Below are 15,135 nucleotides of genomic sequence, written 5' to 3'. Positions count from 1 at the left end.
CCGTTGCAAAGCCCAATCTCCGTTTGCTGGAGTAGGGAAAGGTTAACCATGACTTCCCCGAGGCTCCGTCAGCGGGAAGCGTATGCGGCACGTGTTGAGCTCAGTTCTGGCCTTGCATTGGGCGGTGGTTTTCGCCCTGCTTGCCTATATCTGCATGGATGGCAGCCGCGGCATAGCGGCGGCGCTCGGCGTGCTTGGCTTGTCGGTTCAGGCCAGCCGGTTTCCCGAGCTTGAAAATCTTGCCGTGCTGGCGCCGCTTTCGATCGCGCTCCTGACCGTCGCGGTGTTGTTCTGCTGGGCCTTCGTCGAAACGCTGCTGAACACGGCGACGAGGGCGGACGCGGGCGAGAGCGTGGCGCGGATCGCCTTCATCTCGGCATCTTTCCTGCTTTCGCTGATCCTCATCGGCGGCGTGGCGCAAGGCATAAACGGCCTGTTCATGATCGGCGCCATCCAGATGACGGCGCTGCTTGCTTCCTATGTCGCGGTGCTGGCGGAGCGCCGCTCCAGCTTCGCCGCGCTGCATTTGCCCGAGGGCGATGTTCGCGCGGCCTCGCTCATGGCGATGGGCGCCGCGCACAGTTCGCTTCTTTCCCGCATATCCGGCCGCCCGGAAAACAAGCCTGGAGGCAGGCGCTGATGCGCACGATATTCACGCTCTGGGCTGCTCCGATGGCCATCTTCTGGGGATGGTTCTTCCTGTCGGCCAACGACATGAATTTCGGCTACGCGATGCTCAGCCGACAGGTGCACGATTTCGCTTTCCAGCTCTACGGCCAGATGCTCGGCGTCGATCCGGCTGTCATCCCGGGCATGGTGGCGCGAACCTGCGTTTTCGACTTTTTCCTGCTCATGGGACTGTGGGCCTTCCGCCGCCGGCGCAACATCGCCGCATGGATCAGGCAGCGCCGGCAGGGCGTTATCAGCCCCGAGCGGCTCGGCCGAGCGACTGAAGCCGGTCCAAGGCTCCCTGCAGAATAAAGGCGGCGGCCGCCGAATCGATCTTGCCGGCGCGCTTCTTGCGCGAGAAATCCATCTCGATCAGCGTCCGCTCGGCCGCGACCGTCGACAGCCGCTCGTCCCACAGCACGAAGGGCAGGTCGGAAAGCGGCGCCATGTTGCGGACGAAGGCGCGCGATTTTTGCGCACGAGGGCCTTCCGAGCCGTCCATGTTGACGGGGAGGCCGAGCACGACGGCGCCGACATTGTCCTTATCGAGCTGAGCGAGCAGTTGGGCGGCATCGAGCGAGAATTTCCTGCGCAGGATCACCGGGCGCGGATGGGCGAAGGACAGCCCGCGATCGGAGACCGCCACGCCGATCGTCTTGTCGCCGAGATCGAGCCCGGCGAGCGTCTTGCCGTCGGCAAGCCGCGCCGGCAGTTCCTCGATTGAAATAATGCCCAACGGCTTTTCCTGAAATCCAGGCGTCACACATCCTTTTGACGGTGGAGAGCGCCGCGCTACTTTCAATTTGCCGCCAGCGTTCTATCCTTCGGCAACGGAAAAATCGAGGAAGCATTCATGGAACTGACCTGGTACGGACATTCGGCATTCCGCGTCGAGACCAAGGACGCCACCATTCTCATCGACCCCTATCTGGTCGGCAATCCGTCCTGGACGGGCGGCTGGGAAGGGCCGGCGGACGGCGTCACGCATGTTCTCCTGACTCACGGTCATAACGACCATGTCAGCGGCGCGGTCGAGGTGCTGAAGAAAAGCGGCGCCATGCTGGTCGCCAATTTCGAGATCTGCATGTATCTCGTCGGCCAGGGCATCAGCGGCGACAAGATCAATCCGGGCAATATCGGCGGCACCGTCGATTGCGGACCGTTCACCACGACCTTCGTCCAGGCGTTGCACTCGTCCTCTTTCGGCGGCGAAGGCGGCACGGACACCTATCTCGGCAATCCGGGCGGGCTCGTCCTGCATTTTCCCGAGGATAAGACGCTCTACCATATGGGGGACACCGACATCTTCTCCGACATGGGGCTGATCAACGAATTGCACGAACCGAAGATCGGCATCGTGCCGATCGGCGACCGCTTCACCATGGGTGGCGCGGTGGCGGCCCTTGCCTGCCGCCGCTTCTTCGGCTTCGATACGGTCGTTCCCTGCCATTTCGGCACCTTCTCGATGATCGACCAGACCGCCGACAAGTTCGTCGCCGGCATGGAAGGTTCGGGCGTCAAGGTGGCGCTGCCGGAGATCGGCAAGGCGATCACCATCTAGGTCGCTGTTCGGGAATCCGGAACAAAGCCATAGCCTTGGGGTGGAATCTTTGCGTTTCGGCGCAAGGCGCGGCGACGCCCGCGCCGGCGTGCGCGCAAGCCGGCAGAACGGCAGCTAGTATCAGTGGAAGGACGTAACGTTATCGCGATGGCGACAAGGCACTGCACGCGATTGACCGGCATCATCCATGTTGCGCGCCGGGCGCGCCGCCGCTATAGCCCGCACTGGTTTTCCCGAGGCGATAGAACATGTCCGTTGATCTTCAGACCGTGAAGCGCGTCGCGCACCTTGCCCGTATCGCGGTGAGCGAGGAGGACGCCGAGCGCATGACCGGCGAATTGAACGCCATCCTCGGCTTCGTCGAGCAATTGAACGAGGTCGATGTCACGGGCGTCGAGCCGATGACCTCGGTCACGCCGATGGAGATGAAGAAGCGCCAGGATGTCGTCATCGACGGCAACAAGCCCTCCGACATCGTCGCCAACGCGCCGGCAACGGATGAGAACTTCTTCCTCGTCCCGAAGGTGGTGGAGTAGACCGTGGCTGTCGAGATCGCCGTCGAGACGCCTTTGCAGGACGACGTGCGCGCGCTCGTCGCCGAACTCAATGCCGCGCTGCTCGAACTGACGCCGCCCGAACACTGCTATCATCTCACCGTCGAGCAGATGGCAGGCTCGGATACGACTGTGTTCATTGCCCGCGATGGCGGGCTTGCCGTCGGCTGTGGTGCTCTCAAGCGCCATGAGGGCGGCGTCGGCGAGGTCAAGCGCATGTATACGCGACCTTCGCACCGCGGCCGCAAGATCGGCGCCGAGATCGTCGGACGGGTCGAGGCGCTCGCCCGGCAGGAAGGGCTGACGCGGCTGGTGCTTGAAACCGGCGATCGGCACCCTGCGGCGTGGACCGTCTATGAGCGGGCCGGATTCTCGCGTTGCGGACCGGTGCTGGATTATCCCGACTCGGAGTGGTCGGTCTTTTATGAAAAGAGCCTTGCCTGATGAGCGATCTCACACATCTCACCATTTCCGAGGCCCGCGCCAAGCTGCGCGGTAAGGAGATCACCGCGGCCGAGATCACCGAGGCATATCTCGCTGCGATCGATCGCGCCAATCCCGCGCTCAACGCCTATGTGGCCGTCACCGCCGACAAAGCGCGCGACATGGCGAAGAGCTCCGATGCCAGGCTCGCCAAGGGCGAGGGCGGCGCGCTGGAGGGCATTCCGCTCGGCATCAAGGACCTGTTCGCCACCGAAGGCATCCACACCCAGGCCTGCAGCCATGTTCTGGACGGCTTCAAGCCGCGCTACGAGTCGACCGTGACCAGCAATCTTTGGGCCGACGGCGCCGTCATGCTCGGCAAGCTCAACATGGACGAGTTCGCCATGGGCTCGTCGAACGAGACCTCCTATTACGGCCCGGTGATCAATCCGTGGCGGCGCTCGCGTGTCGATACGGTCGTCATGCCGACGACGCATCAGGGCGATGGCGGCTTTATTTCCGCCGGCGGCACGAAGACGGCGCGGACCTATGACAACATGCAACTGGTGCCGGGCGGCTCGTCGGGCGGTTCGGCATCGTCTGTGGCCGCCTTCCTCTGCGCCGGCGCTACCGCGACCGATACCGGCGGCTCGATCCGCCAGCCCGCCGCGCTGACCGGTACGGTCGGCATCAAGCCGACTTACGGCCGCTGCTCGCGCTGGGGCATCGTCGCCTTCGCTTCCTCGCTCGACCAGGCCGGGCCGATCGCGCGCGACGTGCGCGATGCTGCCATCCTGCTGAAGTCGATGGCTTCCGTCGATCCGAAGGACACGACCTCGGTCGACCGCCCGATACCGGACTACGAAGCGGCGATCGGCAAGCCGATCAAGGGCATGAAGGTCGGCATTCCGAAGGAGTATCGTGTCGACGGCATGCCGGAAGACATCGAGGCGCTCTGGCAGCAGGGCATCGCCTGGCTGAAGGACGCCGGCGCCGAGATCGTCGACATCTCGCTGCCGCATACCAAATATGCCTTGCCGGCCTATTATATCGTGGCGCCCGCCGAGGCTTCGTCGAACCTCGCCCGCTATGACGGCGTGCGCTACGGCCTGCGCGTGCCAGGCAAGGACATCGTCGACATGTATGAGAAGACCCGCGCCGCCGGTTTCGGCCGCGAGGTCAAGCGGCGCATCATGATCGGCACCTATGTGCTGTCGGCGGGCTATTATGACGCCTACTATCTGCAGGCGCAGAAGGTGCGCACGCTGATCAAGCGCGACTTCGAGAAGGTCTTTGCCGCCGGCGTCGACGTCATCCTGACACCCGCGACCCCCTCGGCCGCCTTCGGCATCGCCGACGAGGATATGGCCTCCGATCCGGTCAAGATGTATCTCAACGACATCTTCACAGTGACGGTGAACATGGCGGGCCTTCCCGGCATTTCCGTGCCGGCCGGTCTCGACGGCAAGGGCCTGCCGCTCGGCCTGCAATTGATCGGCAGGCCTTTCGACGAGGAAACACTATTCCAGACCGCTTATGTCATCGAACAGGCGGCGGGTCGGTTCCAGCCGGAAAAATGGTGGTAGGGTCAATCCCGTCAGGGTCAGTGCCCACCCAGCGTTGTGAGTGATGTTCTTCTTCCTGTCGAAGCTCTTTTGGTTCGTCGCCAGGCCACTCAACTTGGCGATCTTCCTGCTGCTGGCAGGCTTGGTTGCCGGCATGTTCGGTCGTCGGCGATTGGCAACCGCCGGCAGCGTTCTCGCCTTTCTCATCCTTGTGCTTTCGACATGGTCGTCGATTGGCGTCATGATGCTCAACCCCTTGGAAGAGCGCTTTCCGAGGCCGCCGCTGCCGGCAAAGGTGGACGGCATCGTCGTGCTGGGCGGCGCCATGGACGGCGCGGTCAATATCGTGCGCGGCGGCTATGAATTGAACGCCAGCGGCGACCGCATCGTCGAGGCGGCGGTTCTGGCCCGGCGGTTCCCGACCGCAAAGGTCGTCGTTACCGGGGGTCCGCTCGAAATGATCGGCGAAGGCGAGGGCGATGCCGACGCCGCGCCGCGCCTGCTTACAGCGCTCGGGGTAAGCACCGATCGCCTGGTCCTCGAGAACAAATCCCGCACCACCTACGAGAATGCCATATTCACCAAGAGGCTGGTGATGCCTAAGCCGGGCGAGACCTGGCTGCTCGTCACGTCGGCTTTTCATATGCCGCGCGCGAAGGCACTGTTCGACAGGGCCGGCTTTCCTACTGTTCCGTGGCCGGTCGATTACTGGACCACGGGAAAGGAACGCCTGTACCGCACAAGTCCTGGTGACAATCTGGAAATCACCACCAAGGCGCTTCGTGAATGGGCTGGGCTCATCGCTTATTGGATCGCCGGCCGCATCGATCAGCCTTTTCCCGGACCCGGTGGTTGACCGAGCACCGCCTGCCGCGCCGCCGAGAAGAACTGGCGCCGCACCAGCACCGCCAGAAGCACCAGCGTGGAGATCACGAAGACGATCGGGTCGACGAACCAGCCGAGATAGCCGATCGAGAAGAAGACGGCGCGCAGGCCGGAATTGAAGTGCTTGCCGGCAAGCACGTTCATGCGGGTCGCTCGCCACACCGCCGTTTCGCTGACTGGATTGCGCGAAGCCGGGCCATGCGGGGTCGGCACCGCGCCGATCAGGATCGAGCAATAGTTGAACAGCCGGTAGGCCCAGCCGAATTTGAAGAAGGCGAAGGCGAGAATCAGCACCAGGCCGAACACCTTGGTCTGAAAGGCTTCGCGCGACGAAGCCGCGCCGAAGGGCAAGTCTGCCAGAACCTGAAGCACGCGGTCGGAGGCGCCGAGCAGGGCAAAGCAGCCGCCGAGCGCAATCAGGGAAGACGAGGCAAAGAAGGCGGTACCTTGCTGCAGGCCGCCCATGATGGCGGTGTCGACGATGCGGATCTCGCGCTCGGCCATGTTGCGCATCCAGGCCTCGCGCTGCGTGTTCATGGCGGTCGTCAGCGAGACGCGGCTGATCAGCCTGCCGTCGGAGGCCAGCGTGTGCAGCACCCAGACGGCCAGGAAGAAAGTCAAAGCCGCCAGATCTGCCGTTGAGAGGTGGAGTGAGTCGCCCATGACTTCTTGTAACACGGGCCGGGCCGGTGCTTCGACGGGCGCTCGAGGCGCCGGCTTGCGATGTCGCTGGCGGAGCAAACAAGGTCGGCAGCCGCCGCGCCGTGCCATGCAAAACATCGGAAAAATCGCGGGGATTCCTATATGTAAGTCTTGATCGGCCTCCAGGAGACAACGGCCCCGTGTTCCTTTCGGTTTTCGACCTGTTCAAGATCGGCATCGGCCCGTCGAGTTCGCACACGATGGGACCAATGACGGCCGCGCGCCGTTTCCTCGACGAGATCCTGGCCGGCGACTGGCCGCGGCCGGCGGGCGTGAAAGTCGATCGCATAGGCGCCAGCCTGCATGGCTCGCTCGCCTATACCGGCATCGGCCACGGCTCGGACCGTGCCGTCATCCTCGGCCTGGCAGGCCAGACGCCGCAGACGGTCGATCCGGATGAGGCCGACGGCATCGTCGCCCGCATCGGCGCGGAGAAGCGGATTTCACCGCCTGGGCATCCGACTTATCGTTTCGATCCCGCCAAGGATGTCGTGCTCGACCGCAAGACGCCGCTGACCGGCCATGCCAACGGCATGGCCTTCTATGCCTATGACGCATCCGACCGGCTGCTGCTCAAGCGCATCTATTATTCGATCGGCGGCGGCTTCGTCGTTTCCGAGGAAGAGCTGCAGCGCATGAAGGCCAAGGGCTCGGTGACGACCGAAGGCAAGAAGGTGCCGTACCCGTTCAAGAATGCCGTCGAGATGCTGGCGATGGCGGCAAAAAGCGGGCTTTCGATCGCCGAGATGAAGCGCGCCAACGAGGAAAAGCATATGTCGCGCGAGCAGCTCGATGCCGGCCTCGACGCGATCTGGGGCGCCATGAAAGGCTGCATCGATCGCGGCCTGTCGCAGGACGGCGTCATGCCGGGCGGGCTGAAAGTGCGCCGCCGCGCGCGGCAACTGCATGACAAGCTGCAGGAACAGTGGCAGCAGAACCGGCCCAATCCTCTGCTCGCCAATGACTGGCTGTCGATTTACGCCATGGCGGTCAACGAGGAGAACGCCGCCGGCGGGCGCGTGGTGACGGCGCCGACCAATGGCGCGGCCGGCACGCTGCCGGCGGTGCTGCGCTACTGGCTGCATTTCCATCCCGAGGCCGACCAGCCAAGCATCCGCGACTTCCTGCTGACGGCCGCCGCCGTCGGCGGCATCATCAAATCGAACGCCTCGATTTCGGGCGCCGAAGTCGGATGCCAAGGCGAGGTGGGTTCGGCTTCGGCAATGGCGGCGGCAGGTCTGTGCGCCGTGATGGGCGGCACGCCCGAGCAGGTGGAGAACGCCGCCGAGATCGCGCTCGAGCATCATCTCGGCATGACCTGCGATCCGGTCGGCGGCCTCGTGCAGGTGCCCTGCATCGAGCGCAATGCGCTGGGCGCGGTGAAGGCCGTGACGGCCGCCTCCCTGGCCATCAAGGGCGATGGCACGCACTTCGTGCCGCTCGACGCGGCGATCGAGACCATGCGCCAGACCGGCCTCGATATGAATGAGAAGTACAAGGAAACCAGCCTCGGCGGGCTGGCGGTCAACGTCGTCGAGTGCTGAGGTCTTACCCGGGATCCGAGGCTGGCCCTGTGGAGAAGTCGCTCAAGGCGTTGACGCGTCAACCCTTGCGGCTAAATCTTGGGGCATGTCACTCAATCTCATCAAACTGTGCGTCGGCTGCGACAGCGTCGAGGACCTCGAAGAGTGGATCGCCTTCCGGCTCGACGAGCGGCGTCGTGCCGGCGAGCCGGCCGAGCACTGGCACACCACCCGCATGGTGCCAACGCGCGGCAGCGAGATCACCGATGGCGGCTCGCTCTATTGGGTGATCAAGGGCAGCGTGCAATGCCGGCAGTTGATCACCGAGATCAGGCCTTTCACCGACGATGAAGGGATCGGCCGCTGTCATCTGGTGCTCGATCCCCAGGTGGTGCGCACCGATTGGCAGCCGCGGCGCGCCTTCCAGGGCTGGCGTTACCTGAAGCCTGCTGACGCGCCGGCCGATCTCGGCAAGGGCAGGGCGGCACTCGCCGAGATGCCGCCGAAGCTCAGGCTGGAACTCGCCGAACTCGGCCTGCTCTAGCGTCGCTTGGCGCTTCTCGCGCGGCGCTGGCCCTTCGGCTCTCTCAATGTGGGACTTGCAAGCGCCCATCCTCGGTCCCATCCTATTTCTATGCTCGGTCATTTCTATGGCGGTGCTGATCGATGGGCGTGATCCTCGCTTTGGCAGCGGTGCTCGTGGTGCTTTTCGGCGCCGCGTTGCTCTTTGTGCGCGCGGATGCGGCAAGGATGGCCGACAGTCTCAGATCGCTTGGCCCCGCATTCCTTGGGCTGATTGGCGCGCCGATGTTGATCTTCGGCCGCAACCTGATCGGCGGACTGCTTCTGCTCGCAGCGCTGGCCTGGGTCGGCTGGATACGCACGAGGCGGCCGGCGGCAAGAGCGGCGGCGTCCAAGCACTCGACGGTGCGCACCGCGGCGCTCGAAATGGACCTCGACCATGACAGCGGCAGGCTCGAGGGGCTCGTTCTCGCCGGGCGTTATGAAGGCAAGATGCTTGGGGCTATGGGGCTGACCGACCTGCGCCAGCTTCATGGCGAGCTCAGCCCCGATCTGGAGAGCCGGCAGCTTTTAGAGACGTATCTTGACGGCCGTTTTCCCGTCTGGCGCAAGGACGCGCAGCCGCACGGTGGCGAAGGGCTGGGTGTTGCGCCAGGTGCGGGCGCCATGACTAAGGAGGAGGCCTACAAGATCCTTGGTCTTGAAGCGGGGGCTGCCGCGGCGGATATCCGCAAGGCGCACCGCCGCCTGATGCAGCGCCTGAACGCCGACGTCGGCGGCACGTCTGTCCTGGCGGCGCGGATCAATGAAGCCAAGGACATCTTGCTCTCCAATCACGATTAGTCTCCTTCGACGCCGGTACCTTCCGGGAGATTTCAACAACCGCCTACTGCTCGACGGCGTAGCACGAGATTTTCTTACGCTTCAGCGCATCGCAGGCCTTCCAGGCGGCGTCCTTCGAGCCGAAGCCGCCGAAGCGGGCGCGGTAGTAGGTGGTGCCGTTCTTGTCGAAGGCGACGGTGAAGCCGGAAGCGTCGGCCAGGATCTTCGGCGCCTGCTTGGCGGTCTGGTCGAGCAGGCTCTGAGCCCCCGACTTCGTGGGCGAGGAAGCGACCTGGACCACCCAGCCCGACGGCAGCGACGACGTCTTGACCGGATCGATCGCGGGCGCGGCAGGCGCCGGTTCGGCATAGGCGGCGACGCTGGTGTCCTCGGATTTGGAGGCCGGCGCCATGGCTGCAATCGCGACCGTCTTGACCTTCCGGGCCTTGAGCACCGGCTTGGTCTCCTCCGTGACCTGTTGGGTATCGTCCTGGACATCATCGGCTGAGGCAACGACGGTGTCGTCCGTTGCCGGCTTGGCGTCCGGCGTCGGCGCGTCATGCTTGGGCAAGAAGGCCTTGGCCAACGTCTTGATCTGATTGTCGTTGCCCTTGGCGATGAGATCGCCGCCGCCGCGCGTCGAGGCACGCGGCAGATAAGTGTTGATCAGCGTGGCCATCTGGTTGTCGCGGCTGCGGCCGGAAGTGCCGCCCATCACCACCGCGACGAGGCGGCGGTCGCCATCAGCGACGGAGGAGACGAGATTATAGCCCGAGGCGCGGGTATAGCCGGTCTTGATGCCGTCGACGCCCTTGATGCGGCCAAGCAGGCGGTTGTGGCCGTTGATGCGCTGGCGGCCATACAGGAACGAGCGCTGCGAGAAATAGCCGTAATATTGCGGGAAGTGCTCGCGCAGCGCGATGCCCAGCATCGCCATGTCGTGCGCCGTGGTGAACTGGCCCGGGTCGGGCAGGCCGTTGGCGTTGCGGAAGACGGTGCCGTTCATGCCGAGCTGGCGCGCCTTGGCCGTCATCATGCGGGCGAAATTATCCTCGCTGCCGCCGAGCAGCTCGCCCAGCGCGGTCGCCGAGTCGTTGGCCGACTTCGTCACCATCGACAGGATCGCAGTCTCGACCGGGACCGAGCCGCCGGCGCGCACGCCGAGCTTGGTCGGCGGCTCGGACGCGGCATGCGCCGAGAACGGCACCGGCGTGTTCTTGCTGATCCTGCCTTTCGCCAGCGCCTCGAAGGTGAGGTAAAGCGTCATCATCTTGGTCAGCGAGGCCGGATAGCGCCGGCCGTTGGCGTCGGCCGAGTAAAGCACCTTGCCGGTCTTGGCATCGACGACGATGGCCGCGGACTTTGCGGCAAGAGCCGACGCGACATCGGCGGCGACAATCGTCAACGCGAGCGCGGCAACCATGAGCGCCTTGAAGGAGAATGAGGATTTGGAGACGAAGCCCGACAACGCCTGACGCACCGTTACTTACCCTGAATTTTCGTTGCCCCGGAGGCGGCCAAGGGAGTGCCTGCCTCGCTTCCGGCCAAGCTATCGCGCTCAGCGTTACCAATCCGTTTATGGTAACCGCCGCGTTCACCATTTTTCGGCAAATCGAGTTTCTCTTTAATCGAATTTTACTGGACGGCCGGCGCTGGAGGCCCTGCGCGCGAAGGGATTCTTGACTTTTGTGCATCGCACAATATATTGAGGTGCATTGCACAAGGGCGCCCCGGGGCAAAAAGGGCGTTTCAACCAAGGGAAATATGAAATGACCCAGACCTATGAGGACTTCACCAAATACGGCAAGGAGTTCGCCGACACCGGGCTGAAGAGCTTTGCCTCGCTCACTAAGGGCGCGCAGGCGATCGCCACCGAAGCCGGCGAATACACCAAGAAGAGCTTCGAGGCCGGCAGCGCTGCCTTCGAGAAGCTGTTCTCGGCCAAGTCGATCGAGAAGGCCATCGAGATCCAGACCGATTACGCCAAGCAGAGCTATGAGAGCTTCGTGGCCGAGGCCAGCAAGATCGGCAATCTCTATGCCGAGCTCGCCAAGGAAGCCTACAAGCCGTTCGAATCGGTGGTCGCCAAGGCGAAGTAATCCGCCGGATCACTGCTGATACGGCCAGCCGGCCTGCAAAAAGGACCCGGTCGCGGAAACGCGGCCGGGTTTTTTTATGCGCGATCGCAACCCGATGGACCTTGCCGCATTCACGATTGAGAAAATTCGCTGAGGTTTGCTCACCTAGCCATATTGTCAGCTAAACAGAAGGGCTTAAAATCGTCCATCGAGAACCTACATGTTGAACTCGCATGAGGATTCGAAAAGGCTGGACTACGTGACGATCGGTTTGACTGCCACGGCGGACGTGGTGCGAATGCAAGGTGACGGAGACCGCAACGATCTCGGTCGCGGCACCGCTGTCATCACGCGCACCAAAACCAAGACCAAGAAGCCCAGCCTCTACCGGGTCCTCATCCTGAACGACGACTACACTCCGATGGAGTTCGTCGTTCATGTCCTGGAACGCTTTTTCCAAAAGGACCGCGAAGCCGCCACACGCATCATGCTTCATGTCCACAATCATGGAGTGGGCGAGTGCGGCGTCTACACATTCGAGGTGGCCGAGACCAAAGTGTCCCAGGTCATGGATTTCGCCCGACAGAATCAGCATCCGCTGCAATGCGTGATGGAGAAGAAGTGAGGTAACATGCCGGCTTTCTCCCAAGGCCTGGAAAAGGCGCTACATCAGGCGCTGACATTCGCCAACGAGCGGCATCATGAGTATGCGACGCTCGAACATTTGCTGCTCGCGTTGATCGACGACACCGAGGCGGCCGCCGTCATGCGCGCCTGCAACGTCGATCTCGACGAGCTCAAGCATACCGTTCTCACCTATATCGACACCGAGCTCGACAACCTCGTCACCGGTTACGACGAGGATTCGAAGCCGACGGCAGGCTTCCAGCGCGTCATCCAGCGCGCCGTGATCCATGTGCAGTCGTCCGGCCGCGAGGAAGTGTCCGGTGCCAATGTGCTCGTCGCCATCTTCGCCGAGCGCGAGAGCCACGCCGCCTATTTCCTGCAGGAACAGCAGATGACCCGCTACGACGCGGTCAACTACATCTCGCATGGCATCGCCAAGCGCCCGGGCGCTTCGGAATCGCGCACGCCGCGCGGCGCCGAGGACGAGCAGGGCGGCTCGAACGGCGCCGAGCCGCAGGAAGAGGGCGGCAAGAAGAAGCAGCAGGACGCCTTGACGGCCTACTGCATCAACCTCAACAACAAGGCGCGCGCCGGCAAGATCGACCCGCTGATCGGCCGCGACAGCGAGATCAACCGCACCATCCAGGTGCTGTGCCGCCGTTCCAAGAACAACCCGCTCTATGTCGGCGACCCGGGCGTCGGCAAGACGGCGATCGCCGAGGGGCTCGCCAAGCGCATCGTCGAGGGTGACGTGCCGGAAGTGCTGCAGGACGCCACCATCTTCGCGCTCGACATGGGCACGCTCTTGGCCGGCACACGCTATCGCGGCGACTTCGAGGAGCGGCTGAAGCAGGTCGTCAAGGAGCTCGAGGACTATCCGGGCGCGGTGCTGTTCATCGACGAGATCCACACCGTGATCGGGGCCGGCGCCACTTCGGGCGGCGCCATGGATGCGTCGAACCTTCTGAAGCCGGCGCTGTCGTCCGGCGCCATTCGCTGCATCGGCTCGACCACGTACAAGGAGTTCCGCCAATTCTTCGAAAAGGACCGTGCGCTGGTGCGTCGCTTCCAGAAGATCGACGTCAACGAGCCGACCATCGAGGACGCTATCGAGATCATGAAGGGCCTGAAGCCCTATTTCGAGGAGTTCCACAAGGTTCGCTACACCAGCGAGGCGATCAAGGCCTCGGTCGAGCTGTCGGCCCGTTACATCAGCGACCGCAAGCTGCCGGACAAGGCGATCGACGTGATCGACGAGACCGGCGCCTCGCAAATGCTGGTGCCTGAGGCCAAGCGCAAGAAGACGATCGGCATCAAGGAGATCGAGGCGACGATCGCCACCATGGCGCGCATCCCGCCGAAGACGGTTTCGGCTGACGACGAGAAGGTGCTGCAAGGCCTCGATGTCGAGCTGAAGCGCGTCGTCTACGGCCAGGACACCGCGATCACTGCGCTGACTTCGGCGATCAAGCTGGCGCGCGCCGGCCTGCGCGAACCGGAGAAGCCGATCGGCTCCTACCTGTTCTCGGGCCCGACCGGCGTCGGCAAGACGGAAGTGGCCAAGCAGCTTGCCGCCTCGCTCGGCGTCGAGCTGATCCGCTTCGATATGTCGGAATACATGGAACGCCACACCGTCTCGCGGCTGATCGGCGCGCCTCCCGGCTATGTCGGCTTCGACCAGGGCGGCCTGCTCACCGACGGCGTCGACCAGCATCCGCATTGCGTGCTGTTGCTGGACGAAGTCGAGAAGGCGCACCCGGACCTGTTCAACATCCTGTTGCAGGTGATGGACCACGGCAAGCTGACCGACCACAACGGCAAGCAGATCGACTTCCGCAACGTGATCCTGATCATGACCACCAATGCGGGCGCCTCGGATGCGCAGCGCGCGGCGATCGGTTTCGGCTCGACCAAGCGCGAAGGCGACGACGTCGAGGCGATCAACCGGCTGTTCACGCCAGAGTTCCGCAACCGTCTGGATGCGATCATCCCGTTCGGCTCGCTGCCGGTGCCGGTGATCCATCAGGTGGTGCAGAAGTTTGTCATGCAGCTCGAGGCCCAGCTTTCCGAGCGAGGCGTCACCTTCGACCTGTCGCCGGACGCGATCGCCTGGCTGGCCGACAAGGGTTATGACGAGCGCATGGGTGCGCGTCCGCTCGGCCGCGTCATCCAGGAGCACATCAAGAAGCCGCTGGCCGACGAAGTGCTGTTCGGCAAGCTCAAGAAGGGCGGCACGGTGCGCGTCACCGTCGAGAAGAAGGAAACCGGCGAGTCCGGCCTGAAGCTCGAATCGCTCGCCGACGAGTCGCCCGTGCGGCCGAAGAAGGAAGAGCCGGAAGACGCGCCGAAGCCGAAAAAGACGCTGGCCAAGAAGCCGGCGCCCAAGAAGGCGGTGGCGCAGAAGCCGGAGCCGAAGGGCAAGGACGGCAACAAACGCAGCCTTGTGCCGCAACTGCCGCGCAAGGGCTGACAAGCGCTCGCTTGAATACAAAAGGCCCCGGAAACGGGGCCTTTTTCGTTGAAGGGAGCACCGCTTGGAAGCCGGACAGATCATCATCCTCAACGGTGCGCCGCGATCGGGAAAGTCGAGCACCGCCGCGGCGATCCAGGAGACATTCGAGGGCGTCTGGATGAAATTTCGACGCCTGCGCCCATGTCGCGTCCCCGCGGCCTTCCAGATCTTGGCGCGCTGGCAGGCCGACGGCTGAGCCCGGGGAGTTCAGCTTCCCAAAGCCGCGCGGATCTTGTCGGCGTTCTCGGCCAGCACCTCCGGCTTCTCCATCTGGCCGGAATGCGGCTTCAACGGCACGCCCTCGAAGCGCGGGACGACGTGGACATGCAGATGGTAGACGGTTTGGCCGGAAGCCGGCTCGTTGAACTGCATGATGGTGACGCCGTCGGCGTTGAAGGCTTTTTTCACCGCGACCGCAACCTTCTGCACGACGCCGAACAATGGTCCGAACGTTGTCGGATCGGCGTCGAGCATGTTGCGCGACGGCGCTTTGGGCACCACCAGCGTGTGGCCTGTGCCTTGCGGCATCACATCCATGAAGGCGACGACCGTGTCGTCCTCATAGACGCGATGCGAGGGGATCTCGCCACGCAGAATTTTGGCGAAGATGTTGCCGGGATCGTAGGCTTCGGCCATGGGTGACACTCCCAATTGCGTTCGCCGTCCGGTGTAGCGAAGCCGCCGATGGGCGG

Annotated in this window: 17 protein-coding genes and 1 pseudogene; 14 read left to right on the top strand and 4 right to left on the bottom strand. The window is 63.7% G+C overall.

Translation table 11 applies throughout. From position 1 onward, the window contains the following. Positions 1–82: 82 nt before the first annotated feature. Together ACVMIM_RS21775 and ACVMIM_RS21770 are read left to right on the top strand one after the other, a co-directional pair. Positions 83–640 (top strand): hypothetical protein, encoded by a 558-nt coding sequence (locus ACVMIM_RS21775; protein ID WP_476114482.1) that lies wholly within the window; start codon positions 83–85, stop codon positions 638–640. After that, positions 640–981, top strand: coding sequence for a DUF6105 family protein (locus ACVMIM_RS21770; protein WP_476114481.1), 342 nt, complete (start codon positions 640–642; stop codon positions 979–981). Before ACVMIM_RS21775 ends, ACVMIM_RS21770 begins: the two co-directional genes overlap by 1 nt. On the opposite strand, the gene ruvX is transcribed toward ACVMIM_RS21770, so the two are convergent. Next, on the bottom strand, positions 923–1,405 hold the full coding sequence (ruvX, locus tag ACVMIM_RS21765; protein WP_476114479.1) for a Holliday junction resolvase RuvX: 483 nt from the start codon (positions 1,403–1,405) through the stop codon (positions 923–925). The genes ACVMIM_RS21770 and ruvX overlap by 59 nt on opposite strands. 117 nt (positions 1,406–1,522) lie before the next feature. On the opposite strand from ruvX, the gene ACVMIM_RS21760 reads away from it, so the two are divergent. The 5 genes from ACVMIM_RS21760 to ACVMIM_RS21740 all read left to right on the top strand — a co-directional run bounded on the left by ACVMIM_RS21760 (position 1,523) and on the right by ACVMIM_RS21740 (position 5,628). Further along, positions 1,523–2,230 (top strand): metal-dependent hydrolase, encoded by a 708-nt coding sequence (locus ACVMIM_RS21760; protein ID WP_476114478.1) that lies wholly within the window; start codon positions 1,523–1,525, stop codon positions 2,228–2,230. A 248-nt stretch (positions 2,231–2,478) separates the two neighbouring features. Next, positions 2,479–2,766 (top strand): Asp-tRNA(Asn)/Glu-tRNA(Gln) amidotransferase subunit GatC, encoded by a 288-nt coding sequence (gene gatC / locus ACVMIM_RS21755; protein WP_040995008.1) that lies wholly within the window; start codon positions 2,479–2,481, stop codon positions 2,764–2,766. Positions 2,767–2,769: 3 nt separating this feature from the next. Then, positions 2,770–3,228, top strand: a complete 459-nt coding sequence (locus tag ACVMIM_RS21750; RefSeq protein WP_278048768.1) for a GNAT family N-acetyltransferase — start codon at positions 2,770–2,772, stop codon at positions 3,226–3,228. After that, the gene (locus ACVMIM_RS21745; protein ID WP_476114476.1) at positions 3,228–4,793 is read left to right on the top strand and encodes an amidase; all 1,566 of its coding nucleotides are present in this window, start codon (positions 3,228–3,230) and stop codon (positions 4,791–4,793) included. The genes ACVMIM_RS21750 and ACVMIM_RS21745 overlap by 1 nt, the downstream gene beginning before the upstream one ends. Before the next feature lie 43 nt (positions 4,794–4,836). Next, the gene (locus ACVMIM_RS21740; protein ID WP_476117329.1) at positions 4,837–5,628 is read left to right on the top strand and encodes a YdcF family protein; all 792 of its coding nucleotides are present in this window, start codon (positions 4,837–4,839) and stop codon (positions 5,626–5,628) included. On the opposite strand, the gene ACVMIM_RS21735 is transcribed toward ACVMIM_RS21740, so the two are convergent. Further along, the gene (locus ACVMIM_RS21735) at positions 5,601–6,320 is read right to left on the bottom strand and encodes a DUF599 domain-containing protein (protein WP_476114474.1); all 720 of its coding nucleotides are present in this window, start codon (positions 6,318–6,320) and stop codon (positions 5,601–5,603) included. The two genes, ACVMIM_RS21740 and ACVMIM_RS21735, sit on opposite strands and share 28 nt — an antisense overlap. A gap of 179 nt (positions 6,321–6,499) precedes the next feature. Between ACVMIM_RS21735 and ACVMIM_RS21730 the strand changes: the two genes are divergently transcribed. From ACVMIM_RS21730 to ACVMIM_RS21720, 3 genes are all read left to right on the top strand, one after another. Then, a complete protein-coding gene (locus ACVMIM_RS21730; RefSeq protein ID WP_476114473.1) occupies positions 6,500–7,903 on the top strand; it encodes an L-serine ammonia-lyase in 1,404 nt (467 codons plus the stop codon). Positions 7,904–7,988: 85 nt separating this feature from the next. Then, the gene (locus tag ACVMIM_RS21725) at positions 7,989–8,426 is read left to right on the top strand and encodes a DUF1489 family protein (RefSeq protein WP_476114472.1); all 438 of its coding nucleotides are present in this window, start codon (positions 7,989–7,991) and stop codon (positions 8,424–8,426) included. Positions 8,427–8,548: 122 nt separating this feature from the next. Then, the gene (locus tag ACVMIM_RS21720) at positions 8,549–9,247 is read left to right on the top strand and encodes a J domain-containing protein (protein ID WP_476114470.1); all 699 of its coding nucleotides are present in this window, start codon (positions 8,549–8,551) and stop codon (positions 9,245–9,247) included. 43 nt (positions 9,248–9,290) lie between these two features. On the opposite strand, the gene ACVMIM_RS21715 is transcribed toward ACVMIM_RS21720, so the two are convergent. Continuing rightward, a complete protein-coding gene (locus ACVMIM_RS21715; protein ID WP_476114468.1) occupies positions 9,291–10,706 on the bottom strand; it encodes an SPOR domain-containing protein in 1,416 nt (471 codons plus the stop codon). Between the two features lie 289 nt (positions 10,707–10,995). On the opposite strand from ACVMIM_RS21715, the gene ACVMIM_RS21710 reads away from it, so the two are divergent. From ACVMIM_RS21710 to ACVMIM_RS21695, 4 genes and pseudogenes are all read left to right on the top strand, one after another. Next, entirely contained in the window at positions 10,996–11,325 is a 330-nt protein-coding gene (locus ACVMIM_RS21710) for a phasin family protein (RefSeq protein ID WP_040972326.1), read from the top strand. 277 nt (positions 11,326–11,602) lie between these two features. Then, a complete protein-coding gene (clpS, locus tag ACVMIM_RS21705; RefSeq protein WP_040995322.1) occupies positions 11,603–11,929 on the top strand; it encodes an ATP-dependent Clp protease adapter ClpS in 327 nt (108 codons plus the stop codon). Between the two features lie 6 nt (positions 11,930–11,935). Next, a complete protein-coding gene (gene clpA / locus ACVMIM_RS21700; protein ID WP_476114466.1) occupies positions 11,936–14,401 on the top strand; it encodes an ATP-dependent Clp protease ATP-binding subunit ClpA in 2,466 nt (821 codons plus the stop codon). A gap of 64 nt (positions 14,402–14,465) precedes the next feature. Beyond that, positions 14,466–14,564 (top strand): annotated as a pseudogene (locus tag ACVMIM_RS21695) (phosphotransferase-like protein); the annotation flags it as partial. 86 nt (positions 14,565–14,650) lie between these two features. Here ACVMIM_RS21695 and ACVMIM_RS21690 read toward each other — a convergent pair. Beyond that, positions 14,651–15,079, bottom strand: coding sequence for an HIT family protein (locus tag ACVMIM_RS21690; RefSeq protein ID WP_476114464.1), 429 nt, complete (start codon positions 15,077–15,079; stop codon positions 14,651–14,653). Positions 15,080–15,135 lie beyond the last annotated feature (56 nt).

This window comes from Mesorhizobium sp. USDA 4413, assembly GCF_056280365.1.
The sequence above is the reverse complement of the archived record's forward strand: the minus strand, read 5'-3'. Positions and strand labels throughout refer to the sequence as shown.

Coding starts and splice junctions, on each gene's coding strand:
- ACVMIM_RS21710 (WP_040972326.1), top strand. CDS start 10,996: ATGACCCAGACCTATGAGGACTTCACCAAATACGGCAAGGAGTTCGCC.
- gatC (WP_040995008.1), top strand. CDS start 2,479: ATGTCCGTTGATCTTCAGACCGTGAAGCGCGTCGCGCACCTTGCCCGT.
- ACVMIM_RS21745 (WP_476114476.1), top strand. CDS start 3,228: ATGAGCGATCTCACACATCTCACCATTTCCGAGGCCCGCGCCAAGCTG.
- clpA (WP_476114466.1), top strand. CDS start 11,936: ATGCCGGCTTTCTCCCAAGGCCTGGAAAAGGCGCTACATCAGGCGCTG.
- ACVMIM_RS21740 (WP_476117329.1), top strand. CDS start 4,837: ATGTTCTTCTTCCTGTCGAAGCTCTTTTGGTTCGTCGCCAGGCCACTC.
- ACVMIM_RS21770 (WP_476114481.1), top strand. CDS start 640: ATGCGCACGATATTCACGCTCTGGGCTGCTCCGATGGCCATCTTCTGG.
- ACVMIM_RS21735 (WP_476114474.1), bottom strand. CDS start 6,320: ATGGGCGACTCACTCCACCTCTCAACGGCAGATCTGGCGGCTTTGACT.
- ACVMIM_RS21725 (WP_476114472.1), top strand. CDS start 7,989: ATGTCACTCAATCTCATCAAACTGTGCGTCGGCTGCGACAGCGTCGAG.
- ACVMIM_RS21690 (WP_476114464.1), bottom strand. CDS start 15,079: ATGGCCGAAGCCTACGATCCCGGCAACATCTTCGCCAAAATTCTGCGT.
- ACVMIM_RS21760 (WP_476114478.1), top strand. CDS start 1,523: ATGGAACTGACCTGGTACGGACATTCGGCATTCCGCGTCGAGACCAAG.
- clpS (WP_040995322.1), top strand. CDS start 11,603: ATGCAAGGTGACGGAGACCGCAACGATCTCGGTCGCGGCACCGCTGTC.
- ACVMIM_RS21720 (WP_476114470.1), top strand. CDS start 8,549: ATGGGCGTGATCCTCGCTTTGGCAGCGGTGCTCGTGGTGCTTTTCGGC.
- ACVMIM_RS21775 (WP_476114482.1), top strand. CDS start 83: ATGCGGCACGTGTTGAGCTCAGTTCTGGCCTTGCATTGGGCGGTGGTT.